Here is a 24,926-nt window from a genome sequence, read left to right as displayed (position 1 = left end):
TTTACGGCATCGGCCAGAGGAGGGTGTGCTTTACCAACCCGTAACTCTTTCTCTGCAGCTTGGCTCAGGGCTGCTGGTAATGCCCTGGCGCGCCGCTTGATTCATCTTCATGAATCAGCTTGGTTACGCGAATGTCGGTAATCCCCACCACCTCGGCCTGCCGCAGCAATTCGGTTTCGCCGGCTTGTGCATCGGGCATGACCAGGCTGTTCTCGGCATCGGCATTGTGATGTTCGATCAGTCGCCGTGCCGCATCGCCCTGGGAAAGGCGGTCTTCGTCCAACTCCATGATCTGCGCGCGCGGATCATTCTGGAAGATGTAGTTCACTTCGAACGTGTGGGACGGTTTGTTTCCGAACATGCAGTCCTCCAAAAGGGATTTGGGTTCTGCTCTGTTGACTCACAGGTTCACGTGTTCGTTCGGGGGTTGCCGACCTGCCTGGAGGGCTGCCCGACGGTTGGAGCTGAAGCGCGGTCGCTTGGTCGAAGCAAGGGTGGATGTCGCTTTTGGCATCCACCCTGCGCCGCTGATTCGCTGCTTATTTCACCTTGGCAAAGTTCGCCTTGAGGGCGACGCCTGCCATGACAGCACCGGCGTGGCACTCGTACTTGCTGCTGTCCTTGTACTCGACGTGCTTGTAGTTGCTGACGATGTCCACTACGGCGTTGGCACCGGCGGCCTTGGCTGACTTTTCCATACCGATCAGAGCGGACTGCAAGGCCCAGCTGCAGGCAGCTTCGTCGGTCTTGTTGAAGGCATTGGTCTTCTTGCTGGTGGTCACGCCGCTGCGCACGATCTGCGCACCCGCCGGACGCTTGGCGAGATAGAACTTCACGCTGCCATCCAGCCTGCCTGCCGCAGTGGCTTCGGCCACTGCTTCATCGAAGGGCAGATAGTGGGTGGTGTCGCGCGCCTGACTGAGGCCTGGCAGGGCGCAGAGCACGAGTGCCGCGCCGATCCATGTGGTCTTTTTCATTGCATTCTCCTTGCGGTGTTTGAGCGACTAGGCCCAGCGGCGGAAGATCAGTGAGGTATTGATCCCGCCGAAGGCGAAATTGTTGTTCATCACGTACTCGTGCTGCATGGTGCGCGGTGCGCCGACCACATAGTCCAGCTCGCCACAGCGCGGGTCGATGCTGTCGAGGTTGAGCGTATGAATATAGTGATCCCGATTCATCATTTCGATGCTGAACCAGGACTCCAGCGCGCCGCAGGCGCCCAGCGTGTGGCCGAGATAACTCTTCTGCGAACTGATCGGCATACGCGAGCCGAACAGCGCCTGGGTCGCCAGGGTTTCGGCGATGTCACCCTGATCGGTGGCGGTGCCGTGGCCGTTGACGTAGCCGATGGCATCCGGTGCGAGTCCGGCATCTTCCAGCGCCAGCTCCATGGCGCGGCGCATGGTCAGTTGCTCCGGCTTGGTCGCGTGACAGCCGTCGGCATTGCTGCCGAAGCCCACCAGCTCGGCATGAATGGTGGCGCCGCGCGCCAGGGCGTGTTCCAGCTCTTCGAGCACCAGCATGCCGGCACCTTCGCCGATCACCAGACCGTCGCGTCCGCTGTCGTAGGGGCGCGGTGAAGTATGCGGCGCGTCGTTCTTCAGGCTGGTGGCGTAGAGCGCATCGAAGACCATGGCTTCGGTGGCGCAGAGTTCTTCTGCACCACCGGCCAGCATCATCGGCAGACGTCCGAACCTGATTGCCTCATAGGCGTAGCCGATGCCCTGGCTGCCGCTGGTGCAGGCGCTGGACGTGGGGATCACCCGGCCGGTGAGACCGAAGAAGATGCTGATATTGGCCGCCGTGGTGTGCGGCATCATGCGGATGTAGGAGTTGGCATTCAGCCCGTCGGCGACCGAGTTGAGCAGCATGTTGCCGAATGCCTTGATCTCTTCGGTGCTGCCGGTGGACGAGCCGCAGGCGACCCCCATGCGTCCGTCGCGGATGCTGCTGTCATCGAGCAGGCCCGCATGCAGCAGTGCCTGCTCGGCGGCTTTCACCGACAGGCGCGAGACGCGCCCCATGCTGCGCAGCTGTTTGCGCGTCCAGTGGGCGGGTACGGCGAAATCATCCACAGGCCCGGCCAGTCGCGTATTGAGTTCGGTGAAGCGATCCCACTCGTCCATACGGCGGATGCCGCTGCGGTTGGCACTGAAGTTGGCTTCGATACTGGCCCAGTCACTGCCCAGGGAGGTGATGCCGGCCATGCCGGTGACAACCACGCGTTTCATCAGCACAGCCCGCCATTGACCGCCAGCACCTGACGGGTGATATAGCCGGCCTCCGCTGATACCAGGAAGTTGACCGCAGCGGCGACTTCATCGGGCGTGCCCATGCGTTGTGCGGGAATCATCTTGAGCATCTCCTCGATGGGCAGGTCTTCGTCGAGCATGTCGGTATCGATCAGCCCTGGCGCAACACAATTGACCGTGATGCGTCGTTTGCCCAGTTCCACCGCCAGCGCCTTGGCCGCACCGATCACGCCGGCCTTGGAGGCACTGTAGTTGACCTGGCCGCGGTTACCGATCATCCCCGAAACGGAAGTGATGCAGACGATGCGGCCCGGCTGGCGACGGCGGACCATCGGCATGGTCAGGGGTTGCAGCACATTGTAGAAGCCATCGAGGTTGGTTCGCAGCACCAGATCCCAGTCCTCGTCGGTCAGTGCCGGAAAAGCGCCGTCGCGCGTCAGGCCGGCGTTGCAGACTACGCCGTAATAGGCGCCGTGCGCCTCGATGTCAGCCTCCAGCTGCTCGCGGCAGGCGGCGCGGTCAGCGATGTCGAACTGCAGGATGCGCGCCTTGCGGCCCAGCGCGTGAATCTGCGCCTGCACGGTTTCGGCTTCATCACGCCGCGAGCGGCAGTGCAGAACAAGGTCGTAGCCGCTCTGGGCCAGACGCAAGGCGATGGCGCGACCGATGCCACGGCTGGAGCCGGTGACGAGGATGGTTTCACTCATGAACGGGTTTCTTCCAGATAGCGCGCCACTTCAGGCGGGCGGAATACGTTGAGACGGGCTTCGGCATGGATGCCGGGGCCGTCGAGATGGCATTCGAACACGCCCATGCCGCTGTCATCCTGCAACGAGCGGATGGCGCGAATCCGTAGTTCGCTGCCGAGCGGGAAGGCTTCGACGTTGCACTGGTAACTGCGGGTGCCAAGCAGGAAACCCAGCTCCACCGGCAAACCGGCCAGACGTCCCTGGCAACCGGCGAAGGCCGCGACACTCTGCGCCATGATTTCGACACCGACCCAGGCCGGCAGGCTGCCATCCGCCTGGCTCAGCAGGCCGGGCCGCACTTGCAGGCAGGTCACCACACTGTCGTCATCGAACGACTCGACGGCATCCAGCAGGATCATGTCACCGGCGTGAGGCAGCAGTTCGGCGACCGGCCAGGCGATCATGGCGCCTCTCCCAGGATCAGGCTGATGTTGTTGCCGCCAAAGGCGAAGGAGTTGCTCATCATCCGCCGTGGGCGGTCGGAGGCCAGCGGTGTGCCGGCAGCGACCAGTTGCAGCGGTGGCAGGTCGGGGTCCTGCTGGCCGTCCCAGAGGTGGGGTGGCAACAGCTGATCGGTATTGAAAGGCGAAAGGCTTAGCCAGCAGAAGGCCGCTTCCAGTGCCCCGGCAGCGCCCAGCGTGTGGCCGGTGAGCGGCTTGCTCGACGAGCAGGGCACGCCGCCTGGGAACACCGCCGCGACGGCGCGGCTTTCCATGGCGTCGTTATGCGCCGTAGCGGTGCCGTGCAGGTTGAGATAGCCGATGCCTTGCAGGGGGGTTCCGGCGCTGCTCAGTGCCTTGTGCATCGCCTCGATGGCGCCGCGGCCCTCGGGGTCGGGCGCGGATATGTGATGGGCGTCGGAACTGGCGCCGGCGCCGAGCAGCGCGATGGGGGCGGGTTCGCGAGTCATCAGAAACAGCGCCGCCGCCTCGCCGATATTGATGCCGTCGCGGTTGACCGAAAACGGATTGCAGATCCGCGTACTGGTGGCCTCCAGAGCGCTGAAACCCTGCAAGGTCAGATCGCAAAGGGTATCGACACCGCCACACAGCACCGCGTCACAGATGCCCGCGTCCAGCAGGCGCTTGGCGCTCTGTAGCGCACGCGCGCCGGAGGTGCAGGCGGTGGAGATGGAGTAGCTCGGGCCGGCGAGCCCCAGGCGGTCACTGAGAAAGCTCGCCGGGGCCGAGAGTTCCTGATGGCCGTAGTGATAGCTCGGCGGTAGCCGCCCATCGCGTACCAGGCCGGCAATGCCCTGGGAGGCTTCCTGGATGCCGGTAGTGCTGGTGCCGAGCACCACGCCAATCCGCGCAGGACCGAAGCGGGCGATGGCCTCGGCGATGTCCTCCTGGATTTCCTCGGCGGCGGCCAGCAGCAGGCGATTGTTGCGTGTCGAATCGCGCAGCGCGGCATTCTCCAGAGGCGGCAGCTCATCACGTACTGCGCCGACCGGCAGCCTGCGCCCGGCTACCGGGTCTGGATAGAAGCACATGCCTGAGCCATCACCCGCCAGCAGTCGTCGGGCCACGTCGGCCTTGCCGCGACCCAGGCAGCAGATCACACCGAGGGCGTTCAGGTAGGCGCTCATCGGCTCTGGGCTCCGTTGTCGAGGGGGGCGACACCATAGGTCAGCCGCGGGCCCACGTCGAGTTGGAAACTGCCGTCCTGTCGATAGCGTATGTGCCAGGAGGCTGATCCGCCTGCCTCCAAGCGTCGTGCGTGCTGCTGCCTGCTCCAGCGCTGCCCGGCGTAGAGACGGTCGAGCTGCTCATCGGGGGTCAGCGCGAACAGCAGCGCGGCGAAGAGTTCGCGGGCCTGGGCGTTGGGGGGCAGCAGGCCATCCGCCTGCCAGCGACCATCGATCAGCAGCTGCCGCGCGACCGGCACGCCCAGCGGGGTCAGCAGTGTCCAGCGCAGGGCCTGCTGTTCCTGCTGGATCACCAGCAGCTGGTCATGGCTGCCGCTGGCGTTGCGTGCCTGAATATGCAGCTGCAACGGCAATTGCAGGTGCGGCTGTTCACTGGGCAGTGGCAACTGGCTGGCGCAGCCGCTCAGCAGAAGCAGCAGCGCTAGCCAGGCGAGCGTAAAGGGCTTATTGCTCGCCACGGCACAGTTCGGCCAGTACCCGCAGGCGGCGCTTGGATTCGGCAACATAAGGATTTTTTTCGTCCCAGGCATAGCCGGCGAGAATCGAGCTGATCATCCGGCGGATTTCCGGCTGGGCGTGTTCGTAGTAGATGACGTCCTGGAAGCTGCAATCGTACCAACCCTCCACATAGGTCCGGAAGGTATCCACGCCGCGCTTGAGCGGGATGGCGAACTCGGTTTCCCAATCCACCGTTTCGCCCGAAAGCTGACGATGCAGCGTGGCGGCAGCCATGCTCGACGAACGCATGGCGATGGTCACGCCGGAGGAGAACACCGGGTCGAGGAATTCCGCCGCATTACCCAGCAGGGCGAAGCCGGGGCCGTGGAGCGCCTTGACGTTGGCCGAGTAGCCGCCGATCAGCCGTGCCGGGGTATCCCACTCGGCGTTCTTCAGGATGCGTCTGAGGTTCGGTGCTTCATGGACGAACTCCTTGAGGCAGGCGTCCAGATCCAGCGGGCGATCTGCGTAGCGCTCGGCGCTGGCGACCACACCGAGGGAGCAGCGACCGTTGCTGAAGGGAATGGTCCAGTACCAGACATCACGCAGCTCGGGATGGGTGGTGATGAGGATCTTGTTGCGGTCGAATTGCGGGTCGTCGATGTTGTCCTGGATATGGGTGAACACCGCACGGCGCACCGGGAAGCTGGACGGCGCCTCCAGATCCAGCAGGCGCGGTAGCACCCGGCCATAGCCGCTGGCGTCGAGTACGAAAGCGCTTTCGACGGTGTATTCGCTGCCGTCGCTGCGACGCACATGCAGGCGCGGGCGGGTGCCGGAAAAGTCCGTCGCGATGATCTCTTCCTCATAGCGGATTTCCACCCCCTGCAATTCGGCCTGGTCGGCCAGCAGTTTGTCGAAATCGGCACGCTGCACCTGATAGGTGCTGCCGTGGCCCTCGGTGAACTTGTCGCGAAAATCGAATTCGGTGTAACGCTCGCCCCAGCCAAAGGCCGCGCCGTGCTTGGTTTGGAAGCCGGCGGCCTGGACCGCTTCGAGCATGCCCGCTTCCTCGATGAAATCCAGGCAATGCGACAGCAGGCTCTCGCCGATGGAGAAGCGCGGGAAGCGCTGGCGCTCCAGGATCAGCACCTCATGGCCCTTGCGCTTGAGCAGCGCGCCGGCGATGGCGCCGGAAGGGCCGGCGCCGATAATCACGACTTCACGTTGTTGCGAATCAAGCGGTGCCATGAGGCCTCCTTGCCTGAGAGTGGGGTTGCGATGGGTTGGCCCAGGGAGCCAGCAGAAAACTGAACAGCAGGCCAAGGCTCACGGCCAGGCCGAAATTGCTCACTGCCGGCGTGCTGGAAAGCGCCAGCAGGCCGAAGGAGAGCCAGGTCGTGACGGCGGCCAGCAGTGTACCGAGCAGACTCACGGCGGCACCACCAACCTGCTCGCGCATCAGGATCGCGTAGTCGACACCGATGGCCGTGACCAGCAGCAGGCCGAACAGGCCGAACAGGGTCAGCGACTGGCCCAGCCAGCCGAGGCTTGCCAGGCTGCCGAGGGCGGCCAGCAGCGGCACAGCCAGACAGCGTGCGGCGCCACGCCAGCCGAAGGGCAGACAGAGCAGGACGAGAATCAGCCCGGCGGCAATCAGTTTGAGGGTGGCGGCCTGGGCCTTGGTTTCGGCGAACAGGCGATTCAGTTCGGCGGGGCGGTCGATCAGGCTGATACCGTCCAGGCCTTCGGTCAGCCCGGTCAGGGCAGCACTGTCACCAAGCCCCTGCAGGCTGACCAGGCCGGCGACGGAGCCATCGGCCTGACTGCCCAGCCAGAGCGGGCGCCAGGGCTCGCCCAGCGGACCGGCCAGCACCTGCTCCAGTTCGGCAATCGGCTGTGTCTGCAACGTCAACAGTTCTGCCTCAAGCCGCTCGGGGTCGACACCCAGCGCCAGCAGCGGCGCGCTGGCTTCGAGCAGATGCGGCAGGGCCAGTTGCAGATTCTTCTGCGCAGTGGCCGGTGCAGCGATCTGGCTGAGTGCCAGGTAGCCTGCGAGTCTGCCTTCGGCAACCTGCTCATTGAGGCGGCTGCTCAGGGCTTCCTGGCTGGCCAGCAGCTCGTCAGCCGTTGCCGCACGGACCAGGAAATACTGGCTGGTGGGCTGGAAGCCACTGATCTCACCGATGCGCTGGGCCTGCTCCTGCAAGGCCGGGGCGCGGCTGACCCACTGGCGCAGGTCATCGGTGAACGAGACTTGCGGCACGCCGAAGGCGCAGTACAGGACGAAGACGCCTAGCAGCCAGGGTGTGGCGATGCGACCCAGTAATGCCTGGCGCAGACGCAGGCCGCGTTCGGCCCAGCCCAGTGGCGCCGGCCAGGGTTGCAGCGGCGCGCGCAGCAGCCAGGGCAGCAGGCAGGTAGCGCAGGCGAAGGCTCCGGTCAGCCCGGCGGCGGAAAACACCGCCACCTGGCTCAGCGCCGGAAAGGGCGTGAAGGCCATCGCCAGGTAACCGATGACGTTGGTCAGCAGCGCCAGCACCAGCCCAGGCAGTGTCAGGCGCAGCGCCAGATGGCCGTTCCAGGGTTGCAGGGTCCAGCTTTTGGACAGGTAGTGCAGTGGAAAGTCGATGCTCACACCCACCAGGCTTGCGCCCAGCACCAGCGTCAGCACATGGATCTGGCCAAACAGCGCGATACAGGCCGCCGCACCGCTGAGCGCGCCCACCGCCACCGGCAGCACGGCCAACAGCACGCGCGGGGTGCGGAACAGCAGGAGCAGCAGGGCGAGGGTGGCGAGCAGGGAAAGACTGCCGATCAGGCTGGCTTCTTCCCGAGCCTGACGCTGCCCGTGGGCAGCATGGAGCAGCCCGCCAGAAGCAAGCAGTTCGCCCTTGGCGGTTTCGACTTGCAGGCGGGCATCCTCCACCAACTGCTCGACCTGCAGGGGCAGACGCTCGTCGAACGCATCGCCGTGGGTCTGCGCATGGATGACGATCCAGCGCTGGCCCTGGTATTCAGCCAACAGTTGCCCGTCCGGTCCGGCGCGGACATTGCCCGGTTGCGGCAGCTGTCGCTGCGCCATGTCGGCGATGCCGAACCAGTCGTGCTCGACGGGCACCAGCCCGCTGCCTTCGAAGGGGTTGTACAGGCGTTGCAGACGCTGCTGGACGAAGACCTCGGGCCCGGCAATCAGCGCCTCGCGACTGGCCGTGTCGAGCAGCGCCAGACGTTGCTCGAGCAACTGTTGGCGAATTGCCGAGAGATCGGCCTCTACGGAACGCCGCACCTGGGCGAAAAGGCCGCTCGCCGTCAGCGTATCGGTAATCTCGCTAGCCAATGCGGTGGCGCTGGCTTCGTCGGTATGCTGTACCAGCAGCATCAGGTCGCGGTTCAGCGGCTCCTGCATGCGCTTTTCAGCCAACTGCTCCAGTTCGCCCGGTGCACCGCTGGGCAGCAATTGCAGCAGGTTGGCGGTGACTGGCGGGCCATCGCGCCATTGCCAGGTGGTCAGGCCTACCAGGCCGAGCAGGGCGACGGCGAACAGGATGGGAATCAGGCGTGGCAGCCTGAGCGCCTCGTCAGTAGGAGAAGTCATGCTGCTCGACCGGGCTCAACTGATCATCGATCTGGGCGCTTTCCAGCAGTAACAGGGTGCTGTCGCCCTGGGGTTCCAGCAGCTCGATACGTTCGGTGGTGGCGCTGCCCTGGATATGGATGGCGGTGAAAATCTGCTGCAGAAGTTTCGCGCGCGGGGTGAGGGTCAGCGTCCAGGCATCGCTGCTGCCCTGCAGGTCGAGTTCGAAGTCGCGTTGCAGGGCCTGGGTATCGCCGCCGAGTACCGCCAGAAACAGCTCGTTCTGGCGTTTCGTTGTGCCGTGTTGGCCGGCAGCTTCCCAGCCGCTGTCCGTGCGCTGGGCGATGCCCGAATCGGTGATGCGGTAATCCTGCTGCAAGGGTGCCTGCAGCAGCCAGAGCAGGCCGTGGTCGCGGGCCAGCACGAACTGGCCACGGCTGACCAGCGGCAGGGGCAGGGCGCGCAGGTGCTTTTCCTGAACGAACTGGCCGCGGATCACCGCGGGCTCGCGCAACTGCTGGCTCAGCTGCGCCAGGTCGAAGGCGTGCGCGCTCGTGGCCAGCAGTGGCAGCAGGCACAACGCCAGGAACATCCGTGCAATGGCGCGGATCATGCCAGCGCCTTCTCGACAGCTTCGATAAAGACCTTCGGGGAGGCCAGCTGCATTTCGCGGCTGGCGATCTCCACCGCCACCTGCACCGTACTGCCGCGGGTCATGCGCTCGCCGGTCTCGGCATCGCTGATCAGGTAATTGATCTTCAGGCGGTTCTCCCATTCCACTAGGTCGGCCCGCACCAGAATGCGCTGGTTGAATCGGGCTCCGCGCATATAGCGCAACTGCACGTCGATCACCGGCCAGGCATAGCCGGCGTCACGCATCTGCAGGTAGTTGTGGCCGATGCGCTCGAGCAGCGCGCAGCGTGCTACTTCGAAGTACTTTATGTAATGGCCGTGCCAGACCACATCCATCGAATCAACATCGAAGAAGGGCACCTGGATTTCCACCTCGGCTTGCAGTACCCCAGTCTTACGCATGGCGAGCCTCCAGACAGGTGTAGGAGCGGGCCATGCCCGCGAACGGCTCCGCGAAAAAGCATCGCGAGCATGGCTCGCTTTCACGCAACTGACGGTCAGTCATACAGCCTCCAGTAGCGGGCGCGGATGCGCTGCAGGCACAGGCGCAGTTCGCCTTCCAGCGCGCGATCCTCGATCAGCGGCGGGAAATCCTCGCCGAGCTTGGTCTGCATGTCGGCCAGTGGCGCCGGTAGCGGACGTGCCGTGGCATCGCGCTGGCGCAGCCAGACACCCTGGTTGGCGGCGATCAGCGTGGCCGCGGCCACTTGCTCGGTCAGCTCCAGGCTGCGCAGGGCGTCGCGCGCGGCGATGGTGCCCATGCTGACCTTGTCCTGGTTGTGGCATTCGGTGGAGCGCGAGAAGACGCTGGCCGGCATGGTGTTTTTCAGGGCTTCGGCAGTCCAGGCGCTGGCGCCGATCTGCACCGCCTTGAAGCCGTGGTTGATCATCGCGGTTTCCGCCGGCGCACCGGACAGGTTGCTCGGCAAGCCGTGGTTGTAGCGGGTATCGACCAGCAGTGCGAGCTGGCGGTCGAGCAGGTCGGCGACGTTGCCCACCAGGTTCTTCAGGCTGTCCATGGCGAAGGCGATATGCCCGCCGTAGAAGTGCCCGCCGTGCAGCACGCGCTCGTTTTCCGCATCGATGATGGGGTTGTCGTTGGCGCTGTTCAGCTCGGTCTCGATGAACTGGCGCAGCAGACCCAGGCTGTCGGCCAGCACGCCGAGCACATGCGGCGCGCAGCGGATGGAATAGCGGTCCTGCAGGCGATGCAGCGGCGCGGTCGGCGCGTCGATGGCCAGGTCCTGGCGAATCCAGGCGGCGACCTGGTTCTGGCCGGGGTGCGGCTTGGCGGCGAACAGGCGCTCGTCGAAATGCTCGGGGTTGCCTTCCAGCGCCACCACGTTGAGCGCGGTGATGCGCGTGGCCAGCTTGAGCAGGTAATCGGCGCGGGCATAGGCCAGGCAGGCCAGGCCGGTCATCACGGCGGTGCCGTTCATCAGCGCCAGGGCTTCCTTGGGACGCAGGGTTAGTGGCGTCCAGTTCAGCTTCCGATGCACTTCGGCGGCGCTGCAGCGTTGGCCCTGGTAGAGCACCTCGCGCTCACCGGCCAGGGTGGCGGCAACGTAGGACAGCGGCGTCAGGTCGCCGCTGGCGCCCACCGAACCCTCTTCGGGAATCAGCGGCAGGACGTCGTGTTCGAGGAAGGCCTGCATGCGATCCAGCAGTTCGATACGCACGCCGGACATGCCGTGGGTCAGCGAACGCAGGCGTGCCGCCAGTACGGCGCGGGTCGCCTCGGCGTCCAGCAGCTTGCCCAAGCCGCAGCCGTGAAAGGTGAACAGGTGCTGCGGCAGCGCCTCGACCTGATGCAGCGGCACCGCCACCACGCAGGAGTCGCCGTAGCCGGTGGTCACGCCATAGATCACGCCTTCGCGGTCGAGCAGGGTGTCGAGAAACTGCGCGCCGCGGGCAATGTGCTGGCGAAACGCCGAGTCGGCCTGCAGCTGTACGGGCACGCGGCGCTCGGCTACGGCCAGCACATCCTCGATGCTCAGGTGGTTTTCGCCAAAGATGACGGGCTCAGGTGTCGCGTTGGTCATGGGTATTCCAGAAAGGATAGAAATTGAACCATTGCAGCGGCGCCTCCAGGCAACGTGCCGCCAGTGCGTCGGCATAACGCTGCACCCATTGCGCGACGATGGCGTCGCGCTCGCGGCGGCGCCACTCGATACGTTCGGCGAAGGGCTGCAGGTGTATCCGGTAGCGGTTGCCGTGCTTCAGGCAGAACAGCAGGTTGACCGGACATTCCAGCAGTCCGGCCAGCAGCCAAGGCCCTTGGGGGAAGGCTGCCGGCTGGCCGAGGAAATCTGCGGTGGCGGTGCGTGCGCCGTGCAGCGGGACGCGGTCACCGGCAATCGCCAGCCATTCTCCGGCGTCCAGTCGTCGCGATAGTTCCAGCATGGCCGCCGGGTCCAGTTCGCTGACCTGGAATAGGCGCAGGTTGTTCGCCCCCGATTCTTCCAGCAGACGATTGAAACGCTCGGCGTGCCGGGTGTGGACGAGGATGTTCATCTTCACTTTGCCGCCGATCTCGGCCATGGCGCGGCAGACTTCCAGGTTGCCCAGGTGCGCGCCTACCAGCATCTGCCCGCGCTGGCCGCCGTTCCAGATCAGTGGGCGAATGCCGTGGGGGTCGTCCACTTCCAGCTGATCGAAACTGATTCGCCCGCCCCAGACGTCCACCTTGTCCAGCAACGCATCGGCAAAGGCCATGAACTGCCCATAGACCGAGCTACTGCTCGGCACCAGGTCGGCACGGCCGCTCCAGTTCGCCAGGTTGCGCTGGTAAGTCCAGGCGCTCTGGCGGGCGTTGCGGCCAAACAGGTAGAAGTACAGCACGATCAGGTACAGCAGCGGCGTCATGGCGCGCCGGCCCAGCAGGCGCACCACGCGCACGGTGAGCTTCATCAGGGCGAAGCTGCCGCGCTCGCGTTGGGCGGCCCAGTGTGCGCTGCGACCCGAAGACTGGCTCATGCGCGCCACCGCCGCCAGAGCAGTTCTGGCGCGCGCAGCAACATGCCGCCGAACAGCCGTGCGTGCATACGCGAGATCAGCAGGTTGTCGCGCCACAGGCGAAAGTGCGAGACGCCGTTGTCCGGGTAGTACACGTGTGTGGGCAGCCAGACCATGGGTTGTTCACGCCAGTGCAGGCGCACCAGGATTTCGGTGTCGAAGTCCATGCGCTTGCCCAGTTCCACCGAATCGAGCAGCGCCAGCGTCGGCGCCAGCGGGTAGACGCGGAAACCGCACATGGAATCGCGGATCGACAGCGACAGGGTGTTGATCCAGACCCAGACATGGGTGAGATAGCGTCCGTAAAGCCGACTCTTGGGCACGCTGGCGTCGTATTGCGGGTAGCCGCAGATCAGTGCTTCGGGCGCTTGGCAGGCTCGGTCGAGAAACAGTCCCAGGCCGCTGAGGTCGTGCTGACCGTCGGCATCCACCTGCAGGGCGTGGGTGAACTCCCGCTGAGCGGCTTCACGCAGGCCGCTGGTGACCGCCGCGCCCTTGCCCTGGTTGTCGCGATGGCGCACCAGATACACGGACGGATGCTTGGCCAGCTCGTCGATCACCCGCGCGGCCTCGGGGCTGGATGCATCATCGATCAGAATGCATGGCAGCTCTTCGGCAAGCAGTGCAGCGACGACCGTGGGCAGGCTGCGTTCGTGGTTGTAAACCGGCACCACGGCGCAGGGTCTGAACTCATCCTCGATGGACAGCGCCAGCTGGTGCTGTTGCACGGCGGGCTGCTGTGCCGGCGGGGTGAGGCTGCTCATGTCGGTTGTCCCAGCAGAATGCGGCCCGACGAGCAGGCGGCCTCGCCGTTTCGGTAGGTGAAATGCAGTTTGCTGCGTTCCTGGTCGAAGCGCAGCGTCAGTTGCAGGCGGTCGCCGGGACGGGCCAGTTGTTGGAATTTGAGCACTTCCATGCCGCGAAAGCAGGGCGGCAGTGTTGCAATCAGTTCACGGGCCAGGCTCATGGCCCAGTCGATCTGCACCACGCCGGGCAGTACCGGCGTCTGCGGGAAATGACCGCTGAAATGGGCCAGATCCGCCGGAATCTCAAGTTCCAGTTGCCATTCGCCATCGCTGCCGGTGACGCCCAGGCGTTCCGGTTGCAGGGTGCGCGGTGCCTGCAGCAGGGCGTCGAGCTGCGCCTGGGGCAGCTTGCCCTGGGCATTGCATGGCAGTTGTCGCACCAGTCGCCAGCGGCGCGGCAGCGCCAGTGCTTCGCAGTGCGCGGCCAGGTGCTTGCGCAGCGTATCGGTCAGCGTGCGCCGGCCACCATTGCGCAGGGCATGCAGGCCGTCGTCGCTGAGTGCAACCAGGGCGGCCAGGTAGGCGCGGCTTTCCTCGATCACGGCAAAGCGCGCTTCACTGACGAAGGGATGTTCGGCCAGCGCCTTTTCCAGCATGGGCAGGGAGATGCGTTTTTCTTCCAGTTTGACGATGCGGTCCAGCCGGCCCAGCAACTCGAAGCGGCCATCGGCCTCGATGCGTGCGGCATCGGCGGTCTGCTCGACATGGCCGGAGGGCAGGCAGGGTGAGGCGATGCGCAGTGCGGCCTGTTCGTCCTGGCCCAGTTCGACGCCGGCGAAAGGCTGCCAGAGCGTGCCGCCCTGGCGCCAGGCAATGCCGCCGGTCTCCGAGCTGCCGTAGATTTCCGTCGGGGCCTGGCCCAGATGCTGCTGCAGACGCGTCGCGGCTTCGGCGGGCAGGGGGCCGCCAGAGGAAAACACCCGGCGTACGCTGCGCAGCGCCGGCCAGTCGAGGTTGTCGCCCATGCGCTTGAGCAGCGCCGGGCTGGCGACCCAGCAGAACTGTGCCTGGGCGCGGCTGGCCAGCTGGATATCCTCGGGAAACGGCAGGGCGCGGCGCAGAAACACGCGCCCGGCGCACAGCGGCCAGAGTACGCGGAACAGCAGACCGTAGATGTGCTGCGCCACCACGCTGCCGATGATGCAGGCCTCGCCCAGCTCGGCGCCCCATTGCGCTTCGAGGATCTGCGTTTCGTTCGCAAGCTGGCGCAGGCGCTTGTCGATCAGCTTGGGCTCGCCACTGGAGCCGGAGGTGCAGAGCACCAGGCGGCACTGGTCGAGGTCCAGTGCGGCGCCGTCGAGCGGTTCGGCGAAAAGCTCGTCCAGGCGAATATCGCCTTCGCGGTCGGTCAGCCAGAGTTCAGCCTGGTCTTGCAGGCGCGCACGGCTGGCGGGTTGCAGATCGGCGGGCAACAGCACCGTCACGCCGGCACGCCAGGCGCCCAGCAGGGCGACAGCCAGCTCGGCGGCATCTTCAAGATGCACCGCGATACGGCGAACGCCGCGGGCCTGCAAGCCCGCCGCCAGGCGCAGAGCCTGCAGGCGCAGCCCGGCATGATCGAGCGCCGGTTGCAGCGTGACCGGGCGCTCGTTCGGCGTCTGGTTGAGCAGTTGTTCCAGGGCAATCCAGTTCATGTCGCTTTCCTTACGCGCTGGCGGACCAGCCATTCACCGGCGAACAGCAACCCCATCAGCAGATAGGCGATCAGCCCGGTATACAGGGTCCACCAGGCCAGCGGCGCCCAGAGTGCAAGGCCGGTGGCGATGCTTGCGTTGACTGTGAAGAAGCCCACCCACACCCAAGTCACTTTGCGCGTATAGCGTACGGCGGCGGGTGGCAGCTCGGGTTCCTGCAGACGTGCCAGGCGTTCGATGATCGGCATGCCGGAGCAGAGGCTGCCGGCGAACAGGCCGAGCAGCGCCAGATTGATCAGAATCGGATAGCCCAGCAGCAGAGCGCTGCTGTCGGTCAGGGCCAGCGCCAGGCAGAACAGCAAGGCGGCAATCGTGACGGTGTAGCTCAGCGGGTCCTGTCGACCGCTGAGTGCACGTGCCAGCCAGAGCGTGCCGAGCAACGCGGCGAACAGCTGCGGTGACAGCCGCTCCATGCCCAGATAGACGATGAACGGATAGGCGAGACCAACCAGCAACAGGCCGAAGCCAAGCAGCCGGCGGGTGTTGGCCTTGCCTGTTGCAGGGGTTGCTTGCATCGCATCTTCCGATTCGACTGGCGCCTGTCATCACGCACCGCTCGATCAGCGCTGCGTGGGTATGCCGAGGGCAGGGCTCAGGCCGTTTGCGGATTCATCAGTCGATAGACTGCTTCGACCACATCGCCGACGGTGCGCACCGATTTGAATTCCTCGGCGGCAATCTTCTTGCCGGTCTGGCGCTTGATATGGTCGATCAGATCAACGGCATCGATGCTGTCGATTTCCAGATCCTGATACAGATTGGCCTCCAGGCTGATGCGCTCAGGCTCCAGCTCGAAGAGTTCGACCAGCGCATCGCGCAGGGTCAGGAAAATCTCGTTATGGCTGTTCACGTAATGACCTCCTCAGGCGACGGCGCGGTTGGCACTGACGTAGTCAGCCAGGCTGTCGACGCTTGCGAAGTGCTTGCGGGTGTCCTTGGCGTCGGCGTCGATCTTGATGCCGAAGCGCTTCTGGATAGCCAGCCCCAGCTCCAGTGCATCCACCGAGTCCAGGCCCAGTCCCTCCCCGAACAGCGGTTGGTCGGCAGCGATGTCATCCGGCGTGAGGTCTTCCAGACCCAGTGCATCAATGATCAGGTGCTTGATTTCAAGCTGTAGTTTGCTCATCGAGTGCGAGCTCCTTTATGAAGTGTCGGTGCAGATGGTCGTTGAGTTGCCGCGAGGCGATTGGCAGGGAGCCTCGGCTGGCGAACGTCTGCGGGTCGATATCATCGCCGACCCGCAAGTGAAAATGAAATCGCCGTGACGGAATGCGGTACCAGGGCTCGGCCTTGGTCAGGGTTGTCGGCGTCACGCTGATCACCACAGGTGTAACCCGCTGCGCGCCACGCAGGGCGATGGCGGCAGCGCCCCGGTGAAACTGCGGCGCCTGGCCCGGCGTGGTGCGGGTGCCTTCGGGGAAGATAATCAGCGTCTGGCCCTGCTGCAGCGCCCCGGCGGCTTCGTCGAGCATCTCTGCGCTGCCGTTGTTGCTGATGTATTGCGCAGCGCGGATCGGGCCACGGGTAAAGGGATTGTCCCAGAGGCTTTGCTTGACCACGCAGTTGGCGTCGCGGATCAGCGAAATCAGCACCACCACATCGATCAGCGAAGGGTGATTGGCGATCACCAACTGGCCGGGGCGGCCCAGGCGTTCGACTCCCTCCACCTGGTAGGTCAGCACGCCGCTGCGATACATGAACTGGACGAACAGCCAGAACAGCCGGCTGATGGTCTGGCGCGCGCGCAGGCGATGGCGCGTGGCGTCGCCGGGCAGCAGGGCGAGCAGGGGGAACACGATCAGCCGCAGCACGAGCCCGCCAAGGCCGAACAGCATGAAGGACAGGCCGGTGGCGATCAGTCGCCACAACCAGGGCGGGCTGGGGCGATTGTTCAGCGTGTCTGCTGCCAGGTCCATCGACGTGTCTTCCATTGATGCTGACGGAGGGGCTGCTGGTCGATCAGCATGCGGATCAGTTCCAGGGCGTGTGGCCAACGGGTGGGCGGGTGTTCTGCATGGTCGGCTTCGAGGCTCAGCCGCCAGCGCTGGCCGGGCGTAAGACGCAGCGCCACGGCATAAGGAAAGTCGACATCGTCGATCCAGGGTTTGTAGGCGGCGGGAGGCTGGTCTTCGGCGACCACCACCAGCACCGAGGGTGCGCCCTCGGCCAGCAACAGGCCGGCTTCGAGGATGGCGTGTTCCAGCCCGTCGCCTTCGGCGGCCAGCGCGGTCATTTCGCTGTTGTCGCCCTGCTGGATCGACCACAGGCCGATGATGGCGTTGTGAACCGAAAGGCTGAACTGCGTGGGGGAAAGGGCTTCTTTGCGCGCGAGATCGTTGAGAATGGCGAAGGTGCGCGGTGTTTCACCGTGGCGCGAGGCGTACACCAGAGGCATCGGTGGTTGGCCTTGCGCCAGCGGCGTGGCGACCGCGAACGCCATGCGCGCCAGGCGGCTCAGACGGCGGCGCTGCATGGCCGGCAGAAAGCTGACGTCCGGCTCGTGGTCGTTTTGGGGGCAACGCGGGTCGCGAGCCCAGATCGCCCAATCGTCAATACTGGCCAGACCCGGAGCCCAGGCCTGCCATTGATCGATATCGAATTGAATCACGGTAGATACCTAGTGCCTCGGCAGTTCTTGTTATTGGCGTATCGGTCCATGAATGGCGACTGTTGGTAAATGCAGCATAAAAGTGCGGGCATTATCCGTTCGCTATCCCCGCGAGGCAAACGCTGCGGATGGGAGGTGGGCCGTCTGGTGGAACTTTCTATTTGAATCGGTGCCTTGTTGGCGCTTTTTGGCGGGGGAGCCTCAGATACCCTGCTGCGCGAGCCAGGCCAGCAGCTGTGGCAGTGGCATTGCGCCGTTCTGGCGTGCCACTTCACGGCCATCTCTGAACAGGATCAGGCTGGGTATCGAGCGGATGCCCAGCTGGCCGGAAAGCTGCTGGTTGGCCTCGCTGTCCAGCTTGGCCAGCCGGCAGCGACCCAGGAGTTGAGCGGCAGCCTGCTCAAAGGTCGGGGCGAAGCTGCGGCAAGGGCCGCACCAACTGGCCCAGACATCCAGCAACAGCGGAAGATCGCCTTTTATCTGTTGCGTGAAATTGCTCTGGTTGACGTCGAAGGGCTTCGCCAGCAGTACTTCGGTCTTGCAGCGCCCGCAGCGTGGTTGTTGGCCGAGGCGGTCCGTGGGTATGCGGTTGAGCCCGGCGCAGTGCGCGCAGGGGACGACGAGCGAATCGGTCATGGGCGTGCTCCAGTGAGGCGTCTGCTATAGATGGCGGCAGGCGAGTGAATCTCAAGGCCATGCCGCCTTGAACTGGAGGTTGCCGATGGAAGAACTCAGACCGCCTCCATTCATCCAGCAGTCGGTCAGCCCTTGGAGGCTTCCAGCGCCTGGGACAGGTCGGCAAGGATGTCGTCGATATGCTCGATGCCGATGGACAGCCGCACCATGTCACGGGGTACGCCGGCTTTTTCCAGCTCTTCATCGTTGAGCTGGCGATGCGTGGTCGAAGCCGGATGGCAGGCCAGCGACTTGGCATCGCCGATGTTCACCAGACGCACCACCAGATTGAGTGCATCGATAAAGCGCGCGCCGGCATCGAAGCCGCCCTTGATGCCGAAGGACAGGATCGAGGCGGGCTTGCCGCCGGTGTAACGCTGCGCCAGTGCATGCTCGGGATGATCCGCCAGGCCGGCGTACCTGACCCATTCCACCTGCGGATGCTGCTGCAGATAGCCGGCGACTTTCAGTGCATTTTCGCAGTGGCGTTCCATGCGCAGTGCCAGGGTTTCCAGACCCTGCAGGATCAGGAAGGCGTTGAACGGCGACAGCGCCGCGCCCATGTTGCGCAGCGGCACCACGCGGCAGCGACCAATAAAGGCCGCCGGGCCGAACGCTTCGGTATAGGTGACGCCGTGGTAGGAGACATCCGGCGTGTTGAGCAGCGCGAAGCGCTCCTTGTTCTCGGCCCAGGGGAACTTGCCGGAATCCACCACGATGCCGCCGATGCTGGTGCCGTGGCCGCCCATGTACTTGGTCAGCGAGTGCACGACGATATCGGCGCCATGCTCGAAGGGGCGGCAAAGGATCGGCGTGGCCACGGTATTGTCAACGATCAGCGGCACGCCATGCCGGTGCGCGGCGTCGGCCAGGGCCTGGATATCGATGATGTTGCCCGCCGGGTTGCCGATGGACTCGCAGAACACCGCCTTGGTGTTGCCGTCGATCAGGGCTTCCAGCGCGGCGATGTCGTCATGCGGCGCGAAACGCACCTCGATGCCCTGGCGCGGCAGGGTATGGGCGAACAGGTTGTAGGTGCCGCCGTAGAGCTTGGCCACCGAGACGATGTTGTCACCGACTTCGGCGATGGTCTGGATTGCGTAGGTGATCGCTGCCATGCCCGAGGCCACCGCCAGCGCTGCCACACCACCTTCCAGCGCCGCGACACGCTGTTCCAGCACGTCGTTGGTGGGGTTCATGATGCGCGTATAGATGTTGCCCGGCACCTTCAGGTCGAACAGATCGGCGCCATGCTGGGTGCTGTCGAAGGCGTAGGAGGTGGTCTGGTAGATCGGCACCGCCACAGCCTTGGTGGTCGGGTCGGGGCTGTAGCCGGCATGGATGGCCAGGGTTTCCAGTTTCATGCGCGTTCCTTATTCTTGTCGGAAAGGCCGCGAGCATGAAATCAATCGCAGGTCCGGTCAATGATCTGCGGCAAGCGTTGCGACTACCAGCGCTTACACCGGCACCAGCGGCCAGAACCACGGAATCACCAACGTTGCCGTGATCCAGAGCAGCAGGTTCAGCGGAATCCCGACCTTGAGGAAATCGGTGAAGCGATAGCCGCCGGCGGTGTAGACGAAGGTGTTGGTCTGGTAGCCGATGGGCGTTGCGAAACTGGCACTGGCGGCGAACATCACCGCCACCACGAACGCACGCGGATCGACGCCCAGCTGCTGCGCCAGGCCAATGGCGATGGGCGTGACCAGCACCGCGACGGCATTGTTGGACAGCATCTCGGTCAGCGTCGAGGTGAACAGATAAAGGAACGACAGCATGAACAGTGGCCCGGCCCAGGGCGTCAGGTTCACCACGCTGGAGACGATCAGCTCGACCAGCCCGACCTTGTCCATGGCCACGCTGATGGCGAGCATGCCGAAGATCAGGCTGAGGATTTTCCAGTCCACGGCCTTGTAGGCATCCTCGACATCCAGGCAGCGGGTCGCCAGCACGGTGACCGCACCGATGATCGCCAGCCCCTCGATGGGCATGACGCCAATCGCGGCCAGCAGCATCACGGCCATGGTGGTGATGATCGCCAGCGGCGCCTTGTCGCGGCGGAATGCGCGTTCCTGCACGATGTTCAGGCTGATCAGCCCGCCGTTGTCAGCAAAGCGCTTGATCTGCGGTGATGAGCCTTCCACCAGCATGACGTCGCCGAACTGCAACTCGAAGTCGTCGAAGTTGCCCTGAATGTTCTCATCCTGGCGATGCACCGCCAGTACGTTGATGCCATAGCGTGCCGACAGATCGAGGTCGCGCATGGGACGGTGGCTGAAGCGCGAATCACGACCGACGATGGCCTCGACCAGCGTCACGTCTTCGCTGCTGATGGTTTCAAAGGCATCGCCGCGATTGAAGGCAAGGTGGCCGCTGCCGCGCAGCTCGACCACATCCTTGACCTGTCCGTGAATGATCAGCAGATCCCCGGCCTGCAACGTGAACGCATGTTCCGGGCGGCTGAACAGATTGCTGCCGCGATTGATCTGCAGTACCTGCAAGCCGCTGCCACCGTTGAGATTGGCTTCGCTGATGCTCTTGCCGATCATCGGCGAACTTTGCGGCACCCGCAGCTCGGTCATGAAGGTGCGGTCCAGGCGTGGGCCAAGCAGCTTTGAGAGCGTGTCGCGCTCGGGCAGCAGGCGCTTGCCCAGGGTCAGCATGTAGAGCATGCCGACCGCACAGAGCACGGCTCCGGCGCCGGTGATCTCGAACATGCCGAAGGGCTCCAGCCCCGCCTTGCGCGCAACACCATCCACCAGAATGTTGGTCGAGGTGCCGATCATCGTCAGCGTGCCGCCAAGAATCGTTGCGTAGGACAGCGGAATCAGCAGCTTCGACGGCGTAGTGCCGGCGCGCCTGGCCAGCGAAATGGCCACGGGCGTAAGGATTGCCACCACCGGGGTATTGTTGAGAAAGGCGGAAATCACCAGCGCGGTGATGGTCAGCCCCGCCAGCACGCGGGTCGGGCTGGTACCCACCAGATCGCCCAGCCAATTGCCCAGTGCATCGATGCAGCCGGTTCGCTCCAGCGCTGCGGAAATCACGAACATGCAGGCGATGGTTACCGGCGCCGAATTCGACAGCACCCCCAATACCTCGGCAGGCGCCAGCAACTGCGCCCCAATCAGCACCGCCACGGCAATCGCCGCCACGATATCCGGGCTCCAGCTCTCGCGCACAAAAGCCACCAGCACCCAGACCAGCAAGGCGCAGACGAAATAAAGCTGCAGCGATTCAGGGAGCATGGATTTCCTTAAGCGTGCGACAACCAGCGAGCCGCACAGGCGACCCGCCGCGCACGATAGAGGGCGTGACTTAGAGAGTCCAGAAACCTTTAATGATGTTTATATGCGATTTGGTTATTAGCAAAACAGGAAAGCATTTCTCGCTGTGGCTTGGCGCGTCGTGGTAATCGCTATCCGGGTAACGCATGCGCCATTCAGCACCCGGCAAAAACGACAAAAGCCGCGCAGTGCGCGGCTTTGAAGGTGGTAGGCCCACACGGACTCGAACCGTGGACCAAAGGATTATGAGTTGCCTAGAAAGGCTGCAAGCCTAGTGAAATCGTGCGTAGCTTAGCGCAGGTACAGTTAGCTGAAAGTAGCGTGGTTACTGGTGTTGAGCGTAATTTGGCGAAATGGGTAGAAGCTGGGCACTGTACCGCTGGTGTACCGTTTTTTGTACCGCGAAACGGTCATGTTCTGATGTTCTATCGGAAGCCTAGCCACGTAGATGAATTGTGGCTAGTGCGTGCTCAGGTTTGATGCGGCGGTGGATGGCGCTAGGGGAGGCCAGATTTAATTTCCTGTAACCGTTGTCCGCCCCCAGTCTCTTACAAGTGTAGGAGAAAAGAGATATCACGTTCTCTGGTTGGCTTTGAACGCCTCAGTGCATAGAAGAACTTCCACTTCAGAGATGAAATGGCGAAGAGTTCTACTTACGGAAGCAAAAGCACATCTCAAGTCCGCAGTCTTAATGCCTTGCCCTCCATCAGACATGGACTGTTCTCCATGAGCAATTTTATTACGTTTGTTCTTCACCCACAGCATTCTCTCTGCGTCCGCTTTTGGGAAGGTTAGCTTTGGAAGTCCGTAAGATATTCCAGTCACATTTAACTTTCTAGCATCAATATTTCCGGAGAACAGCGATTGTCTTCGAAGGTAATCGGTTAAGTTTGGGAAGGTCAGTTGCGATAATTTAATCTTATTTTCTTCTGCGTGAGTCTTTTGAGGATCGGTCATGTGGGCTGCAGATAACTTTCCGAATGAGTATTTTAACATTTTTATTTTAAAGGGGTCGGCAAGCTCTTCGTAGCGTAGGTGGGATGCTGATTCATGAATTCGTTCAACAGCGGCATATGCTGTAGCTTCGATGTTGTTATATATTGCAATGAAAACGCTAGATTTAAGAACTACTGTTATGTCTACTCTGCCGCGCATCTCTGAAATTTCTTCGACGTGTTCTAGTAAGCGATTAATTGAGTACTCTCTGTCTTTAAGGTCAGCAATAACGCCTCTCATGGTCAGGCCTGCAGAGAAAGTACATGATCTTTGACGTAGTGGATTCTCGTTTGTAGATTTTCGGCAGAGTGTGTTCTGTAGTCGCCATTGACTGATCTGTTAAATTCGCGTTCCCGCAACCAGTATTGCACATCGATTTTCTTTCTAAGAGTTAGTTGTGGGGATTCTTGCAGTGCAAGATGGCAGCCTACCGAAATCGCTTCAAAGAAGATTCGTGAAGCGTCTTTTCCTGCTCCTTTGAGGAATCCATGTTCAAAGTTATTGATTACAAAATCAACCATGGCGTTGAAGCTTTTAAGTTTTTCTGATTTTTCTTCATCGCTAAAGCTGTCTCGCTTCTCAGCCATGTACTTATCTAAAGCTTTACTTACGCTGCGAGAAAATTCAGAATACTTTGGGTAAGTATCTACTAATGCAAAGAATCGGAGTACCAGTTCTTCATATTCTTGTCGTTTTCTAACGGTTTTCGACAGTTTGATTGACTGCCTGAACTCGGGGTGAGTTGCGCACTCCTGATATATAAAGTCAGTAAAGGCGCCTCTATAAATTCCTTTGCGCGTCTCCATTCCGCGCAAAATATCACTTCCTTTGTTAATTCGCTCAAAAAGATCGTTCTTTACCTCGTCTGTAGCGCTCTCGGAAAGTACGATAACTGTGAATGTTGTGTTGTTGAATTTTCTCTTTCTGGATACGTCGAGGTCTTTAAAGGTCATGCCGTTTAGCATAGTGACCTTATCAAGGCCCTCTAGTTTAAGGTTGTCACTAAGGAACGCACTTAAGGTTCTAACTCTCTGTGATCCGTCTACTATTTCAAGGCGTCCGTCTTTATTTTCCGCAACGAAAATTGGCGGGATCGGTAGGCCTAATACGATTGACTCGATTAGTCGAGATTGCCGTGCGTCATCCCAAACGAATTCTCTTTGGTAATCTGGCACATATATCTCGTTCTGATTTTCATCAATCCCGTCGATGTATTTTTTTACCAGGATTTCAATTGTGTAATCTTTGCTGTCATAAGCGACAGTCTTCTTGAGTTCGATTATTTGGTTTTCGACGTCGCTCATTATTTGTCCCTTTTGATTTTACGGGTTGTGTTTTTATGACGTTGCTTATGGCTTTTTTAATTTATTGTTCGCTATGCTCAATAGTGCTGCTATTGCATGGGGCTCTTGTTTCTCTATTCTGGGTAGTGATAAGTGCAGGTTACGATTTCCTGTTCTCTTCAGCACCCCAAAGGCTATGCATGGTTCTGCACTTAGGAAACCCCGAGCATCCCCAAAACTGCTGCCCAGTTTTCGCTCCCGATTTCACGGTACGGATCCGCAGAGCGCTGCCGCATTTAGGGCACTGCCGCTCAGCAGTCGGATCACTCCGGCGTTTGAGGTTTTGCACATGCTCGCGGTGGGTGGCGAGCGTCGGCGCGCGGCGGCCGGTTTGCAGGGCTTGCAGCATGGAGTCGACTTCAGACTCGCTGAATACCTGCTGCTGGAATGACTTGATATAGCGGATAAAGCCGATGCCCTGGGTGACGTTGGCCGGTACTTCGGTTTTGAAGGTGCTGCCGCCGACGAAGGTGATGACCGAGTGCAGGTGCTCGGGATTAACGCCAAGGGTGGCTTCCAGTGCTTTGAGATGCTTGTAGTTCTGGCGTAGCGGGTTCTGGAATTTGAACGTGCGCTTGTAAAGCTTCTGCGTCCACTGCGCCTGCTTCTCGCTGCCGAAAATCCAGCCGCTCATGTTCTTCGTTTCCAGCACGAAGAGGCCGTAGGGCGAGAGGAGTACGTGGTCGATCTGCGTGGTGCCGTCTGGGGTGTTCAGGGTGACGTTGTGCAGGCGGCGGTAGGTCTGCTTATCCAGCTGCCAATGGGCAAACAGCCGTACCAGGAGTTCGCCAATATGACCCTTGGCCCAAGGCGACTTGAGCAGGCCGATCAGCAATACGCCTGGGATAAACCAAGCCAGCATGCCCCAGACTTGGGCGATGATCGGGGTGAAGTCCATTTCCTGACCTTCGGTAATCCGTAGTTAACCGGATAGTACCGAAATCTGGCGTGATGGCACGATGATATTTAACGGCTGTATTCGGCTCGTTTCGTGAGCCGAATAGCCCGGCTAATCGGCTCATTGTGGTGTCGCAGCGCACGGTTGCTGGGGGAGTGATCTACAGCCGTTGGCCCTGCGTTATACGTTGAGCGCTTTTTTGCCAGCAACTCAGAGCGGCCAAGCACCTCTCGGCTTGGCTCTGGTTTGCGCGGCCCTGAGAAGCCGGCTTTTTCGATGGCGGTATCCAAGCCACGAAAGTGCGGGG

Annotated in this window: 26 protein-coding genes; all 26 read right to left on the bottom strand. The window is 62.3% G+C overall.

The annotated features are described in order from the left end of the window. Positions 1–64: 64 nt before the first annotated feature. On the bottom strand, positions 65–361 hold the full coding sequence (locus tag NAV32_RS07315) for a hypothetical protein (RefSeq protein ID WP_256052136.1): 297 nt from the start codon (positions 359–361) through the stop codon (positions 65–67). Positions 362–539: 178 nt separating this feature from the next. Next, positions 540–977: an excinuclease gene (locus NAV32_RS07310; protein WP_256052135.1), complete on the bottom strand. Its 438-nt coding sequence runs from the start codon at positions 975–977 to the stop codon at positions 540–542. Positions 978–1,004: 27 nt separating this feature from the next. Continuing rightward, positions 1,005–2,231 carry a beta-ketoacyl-ACP synthase gene (locus NAV32_RS07305; RefSeq protein ID WP_256052134.1) on the bottom strand — a complete coding sequence of 409 codons (1,227 nt, stop codon included), beginning with the start codon at positions 2,229–2,231 and terminating at the stop codon, positions 1,005–1,007. Beyond that, positions 2,231–2,959, bottom strand: a complete 729-nt coding sequence (gene fabG, locus NAV32_RS07300) for a 3-oxoacyl-ACP reductase FabG (RefSeq protein ID WP_256052133.1) — start codon at positions 2,957–2,959, stop codon at positions 2,231–2,233. The genes NAV32_RS07305 and fabG overlap by 1 nt, the downstream gene beginning before the upstream one ends. Then, on the bottom strand, positions 2,956–3,405 hold the full coding sequence (locus NAV32_RS07295) for a hotdog family protein (RefSeq protein ID WP_256052132.1): 450 nt from the start codon (positions 3,403–3,405) through the stop codon (positions 2,956–2,958). The genes fabG and NAV32_RS07295 overlap by 4 nt, the downstream gene beginning before the upstream one ends. Then, positions 3,402–4,589 (bottom strand): beta-ketoacyl-[acyl-carrier-protein] synthase family protein, encoded by a 1,188-nt coding sequence (locus NAV32_RS07290; RefSeq protein ID WP_256052131.1) that lies wholly within the window; start codon positions 4,587–4,589, stop codon positions 3,402–3,404. The genes NAV32_RS07295 and NAV32_RS07290 overlap by 4 nt, the downstream gene beginning before the upstream one ends. Then, positions 4,586–5,107, bottom strand: a complete 522-nt coding sequence (locus tag NAV32_RS07285; RefSeq protein ID WP_256052130.1) for a DUF3261 domain-containing protein — start codon at positions 5,105–5,107, stop codon at positions 4,586–4,588. The genes NAV32_RS07290 and NAV32_RS07285 overlap by 4 nt, the downstream gene beginning before the upstream one ends. Then, a complete protein-coding gene (locus tag NAV32_RS07280; RefSeq protein ID WP_256052129.1) occupies positions 5,094–6,338 on the bottom strand; it encodes an NAD(P)/FAD-dependent oxidoreductase in 1,245 nt (414 codons plus the stop codon). Before NAV32_RS07280 ends, NAV32_RS07285 begins: the two co-directional genes overlap by 14 nt. Continuing rightward, on the bottom strand, positions 6,325–8,685 hold the full coding sequence (locus tag NAV32_RS07275) for an MMPL family transporter (RefSeq protein WP_256052128.1): 2,361 nt from the start codon (positions 8,683–8,685) through the stop codon (positions 6,325–6,327). Before NAV32_RS07275 ends, NAV32_RS07280 begins: the two co-directional genes overlap by 14 nt. Continuing rightward, positions 8,669–9,277 (bottom strand): outer membrane lipoprotein carrier protein LolA, encoded by a 609-nt coding sequence (locus NAV32_RS07270; RefSeq protein WP_256052127.1) that lies wholly within the window; start codon positions 9,275–9,277, stop codon positions 8,669–8,671. The genes NAV32_RS07275 and NAV32_RS07270 overlap by 17 nt, the downstream gene beginning before the upstream one ends. Continuing rightward, positions 9,274–9,699, bottom strand: a complete 426-nt coding sequence (locus NAV32_RS07265) for an acyl-CoA thioesterase (protein WP_256052126.1) — start codon at positions 9,697–9,699, stop codon at positions 9,274–9,276. Before NAV32_RS07265 ends, NAV32_RS07270 begins: the two co-directional genes overlap by 4 nt. A 95-nt stretch (positions 9,700–9,794) precedes the next feature. Then, positions 9,795–11,339 (bottom strand): HAL/PAL/TAL family ammonia-lyase, encoded by a 1,545-nt coding sequence (locus NAV32_RS07260; RefSeq protein ID WP_256052125.1) that lies wholly within the window; start codon positions 11,337–11,339, stop codon positions 9,795–9,797. Then, on the bottom strand, positions 11,320–12,273 hold the full coding sequence (locus NAV32_RS07255; RefSeq protein WP_256052124.1) for a glycosyl transferase: 954 nt from the start codon (positions 12,271–12,273) through the stop codon (positions 11,320–11,322). Before NAV32_RS07255 ends, NAV32_RS07260 begins: the two co-directional genes overlap by 20 nt. Further along, positions 12,270–13,076, bottom strand: coding sequence for a glycosyltransferase family 2 protein (locus tag NAV32_RS07250; RefSeq protein WP_256052123.1), 807 nt, complete (start codon positions 13,074–13,076; stop codon positions 12,270–12,272). Before NAV32_RS07250 ends, NAV32_RS07255 begins: the two co-directional genes overlap by 4 nt. Next, positions 13,073–14,752, bottom strand: coding sequence for an AMP-binding protein (locus NAV32_RS07245; RefSeq protein WP_256052122.1), 1,680 nt, complete (start codon positions 14,750–14,752; stop codon positions 13,073–13,075). Before NAV32_RS07245 ends, NAV32_RS07250 begins: the two co-directional genes overlap by 4 nt. Beyond that, on the bottom strand, positions 14,749–15,327 hold the full coding sequence (locus NAV32_RS07240) for a hypothetical protein (protein WP_256052121.1): 579 nt from the start codon (positions 15,325–15,327) through the stop codon (positions 14,749–14,751). Before NAV32_RS07240 ends, NAV32_RS07245 begins: the two co-directional genes overlap by 4 nt. Before the next feature lie 77 nt (positions 15,328–15,404). After that, positions 15,405–15,662, bottom strand: coding sequence for an acyl carrier protein (locus tag NAV32_RS07235; RefSeq protein WP_256052120.1), 258 nt, complete (start codon positions 15,660–15,662; stop codon positions 15,405–15,407). A 12-nt stretch (positions 15,663–15,674) separates the two neighbouring features. Beyond that, entirely contained in the window at positions 15,675–15,938 is a 264-nt protein-coding gene (locus NAV32_RS07230; RefSeq protein WP_256052119.1) for a phosphopantetheine-binding protein, read from the bottom strand. Further along, entirely contained in the window at positions 15,919–16,728 is an 810-nt protein-coding gene (locus NAV32_RS07225; protein ID WP_256052118.1) for a lysophospholipid acyltransferase family protein, read from the bottom strand. Before NAV32_RS07225 ends, NAV32_RS07230 begins: the two co-directional genes overlap by 20 nt. After that, positions 16,704–17,420, bottom strand: coding sequence for a beta-ketoacyl synthase chain length factor (locus NAV32_RS07220; protein ID WP_256052117.1), 717 nt, complete (start codon positions 17,418–17,420; stop codon positions 16,704–16,706). Before NAV32_RS07220 ends, NAV32_RS07225 begins: the two co-directional genes overlap by 25 nt. 201 nt (positions 17,421–17,621) lie before the next feature. After that, complete coding sequence (trxC, locus tag NAV32_RS07215) at positions 17,622–18,056, bottom strand: thioredoxin TrxC (RefSeq protein ID WP_256052116.1); 435 nt, start codon at positions 18,054–18,056, stop codon at positions 17,622–17,624. 125 nt (positions 18,057–18,181) lie between these two features. After that, entirely contained in the window at positions 18,182–19,459 is a 1,278-nt protein-coding gene (locus tag NAV32_RS07210; RefSeq protein ID WP_256052115.1) for a bifunctional O-acetylhomoserine aminocarboxypropyltransferase/cysteine synthase, read from the bottom strand. 93 nt (positions 19,460–19,552) lie between these two features. After that, complete coding sequence (locus tag NAV32_RS07205) at positions 19,553–21,343, bottom strand: SLC13 family permease (RefSeq protein WP_256052114.1); 1,791 nt, start codon at positions 21,341–21,343, stop codon at positions 19,553–19,555. 612 nt (positions 21,344–21,955) lie between these two features. Next, positions 21,956–22,618 (bottom strand): MAE_28990/MAE_18760 family HEPN-like nuclease, encoded by a 663-nt coding sequence (locus NAV32_RS07200; protein WP_256052113.1) that lies wholly within the window; start codon positions 22,616–22,618, stop codon positions 21,956–21,958. A gap of 2 nt (positions 22,619–22,620) precedes the next feature. Continuing rightward, on the bottom strand, positions 22,621–23,682 hold the full coding sequence (locus tag NAV32_RS07195; protein ID WP_256052112.1) for a DUF262 domain-containing protein: 1,062 nt from the start codon (positions 23,680–23,682) through the stop codon (positions 22,621–22,623). 139 nt (positions 23,683–23,821) lie between these two features. Then, positions 23,822–24,619 (bottom strand): nuclease-related domain-containing protein, encoded by a 798-nt coding sequence (locus tag NAV32_RS07190; protein ID WP_256052111.1) that lies wholly within the window; start codon positions 24,617–24,619, stop codon positions 23,822–23,824. Between the last annotated feature and the right edge of the window lie 307 nt (positions 24,620–24,926).

The organism is Stutzerimonas stutzeri (assembly GCF_024448695.1).
Taxonomy (GTDB): Bacteria; Pseudomonadota; Gammaproteobacteria; order Pseudomonadales; family Pseudomonadaceae; genus Stutzerimonas; species Stutzerimonas stutzeri_T.
The sequence above is the reverse complement of the archived record's forward strand: the minus strand, read 5'-3'. Positions and strand labels throughout refer to the sequence as shown.

Bases quoted from the DNA above. Each gene is read 5' to 3' on its own strand.
- NAV32_RS07315 (WP_256052136.1), bottom strand. From the start codon at position 361: ATGTTCGGAAACAAACCGTCCCACACGTTCGAAGTGAACTACATCTTC.
- NAV32_RS07310 (WP_256052135.1), bottom strand. From the start codon at position 977: ATGAAAAAGACCACATGGATCGGCGCGGCACTCGTGCTCTGCGCCCTG.
- NAV32_RS07305 (WP_256052134.1), bottom strand. From the start codon at position 2,231: ATGAAACGCGTGGTTGTCACCGGCATGGCCGGCATCACCTCCCTGGGC.
- fabG (WP_256052133.1), bottom strand. From the start codon at position 2,959: ATGAGTGAAACCATCCTCGTCACCGGCTCCAGCCGTGGCATCGGTCGC.
- NAV32_RS07295 (WP_256052132.1), bottom strand. From the start codon at position 3,405: ATGATCGCCTGGCCGGTCGCCGAACTGCTGCCTCACGCCGGTGACATG.
- NAV32_RS07290 (WP_256052131.1), bottom strand. From the start codon at position 4,589: ATGAGCGCCTACCTGAACGCCCTCGGTGTGATCTGCTGCCTGGGTCGC.
- NAV32_RS07280 (WP_256052129.1), bottom strand. From the start codon at position 6,338: ATGGCACCGCTTGATTCGCAACAACGTGAAGTCGTGATTATCGGCGCC.
- NAV32_RS07275 (WP_256052128.1), bottom strand. From the start codon at position 8,685: ATGACTTCTCCTACTGACGAGGCGCTCAGGCTGCCACGCCTGATTCCC.
- NAV32_RS07270 (WP_256052127.1), bottom strand. From the start codon at position 9,277: ATGATCCGCGCCATTGCACGGATGTTCCTGGCGTTGTGCCTGCTGCCA.
- NAV32_RS07265 (WP_256052126.1), bottom strand. From the start codon at position 9,699: ATGCGTAAGACTGGGGTACTGCAAGCCGAGGTGGAAATCCAGGTGCCC.
- NAV32_RS07260 (WP_256052125.1), bottom strand. From the start codon at position 11,339: ATGACCAACGCGACACCTGAGCCCGTCATCTTTGGCGAAAACCACCTG.
- NAV32_RS07255 (WP_256052124.1), bottom strand. From the start codon at position 12,273: ATGAGCCAGTCTTCGGGTCGCAGCGCACACTGGGCCGCCCAACGCGAG.
- NAV32_RS07250 (WP_256052123.1), bottom strand. From the start codon at position 13,076: ATGAGCAGCCTCACCCCGCCGGCACAGCAGCCCGCCGTGCAACAGCAC.
- NAV32_RS07245 (WP_256052122.1), bottom strand. From the start codon at position 14,752: ATGAACTGGATTGCCCTGGAACAACTGCTCAACCAGACGCCGAACGAG.
- NAV32_RS07240 (WP_256052121.1), bottom strand. From the start codon at position 15,327: ATGCAAGCAACCCCTGCAACAGGCAAGGCCAACACCCGCCGGCTGCTT.
- NAV32_RS07230 (WP_256052119.1), bottom strand. From the start codon at position 15,938: ATGAGCAAACTACAGCTTGAAATCAAGCACCTGATCATTGATGCACTG.
- NAV32_RS07225 (WP_256052118.1), bottom strand. From the start codon at position 16,728: ATGGACCTGGCAGCAGACACGCTGAACAATCGCCCCAGCCCGCCCTGG.
- trxC (WP_256052116.1), bottom strand. From the start codon at position 18,056: ATGACCGATTCGCTCGTCGTCCCCTGCGCGCACTGCGCCGGGCTCAAC.
- NAV32_RS07210 (WP_256052115.1), bottom strand. From the start codon at position 19,459: ATGAAACTGGAAACCCTGGCCATCCATGCCGGCTACAGCCCCGACCCG.
- NAV32_RS07205 (WP_256052114.1), bottom strand. From the start codon at position 21,343: ATGCTCCCTGAATCGCTGCAGCTTTATTTCGTCTGCGCCTTGCTGGTC.
- NAV32_RS07200 (WP_256052113.1), bottom strand. From the start codon at position 22,618: ATGAGAGGCGTTATTGCTGACCTTAAAGACAGAGAGTACTCAATTAAT.
- NAV32_RS07195 (WP_256052112.1), bottom strand. From the start codon at position 23,682: ATGAGCGACGTCGAAAACCAAATAATCGAACTCAAGAAGACTGTCGCT.
- NAV32_RS07190 (WP_256052111.1), bottom strand. From the start codon at position 24,619: ATGGACTTCACCCCGATCATCGCCCAAGTCTGGGGCATGCTGGCTTGG.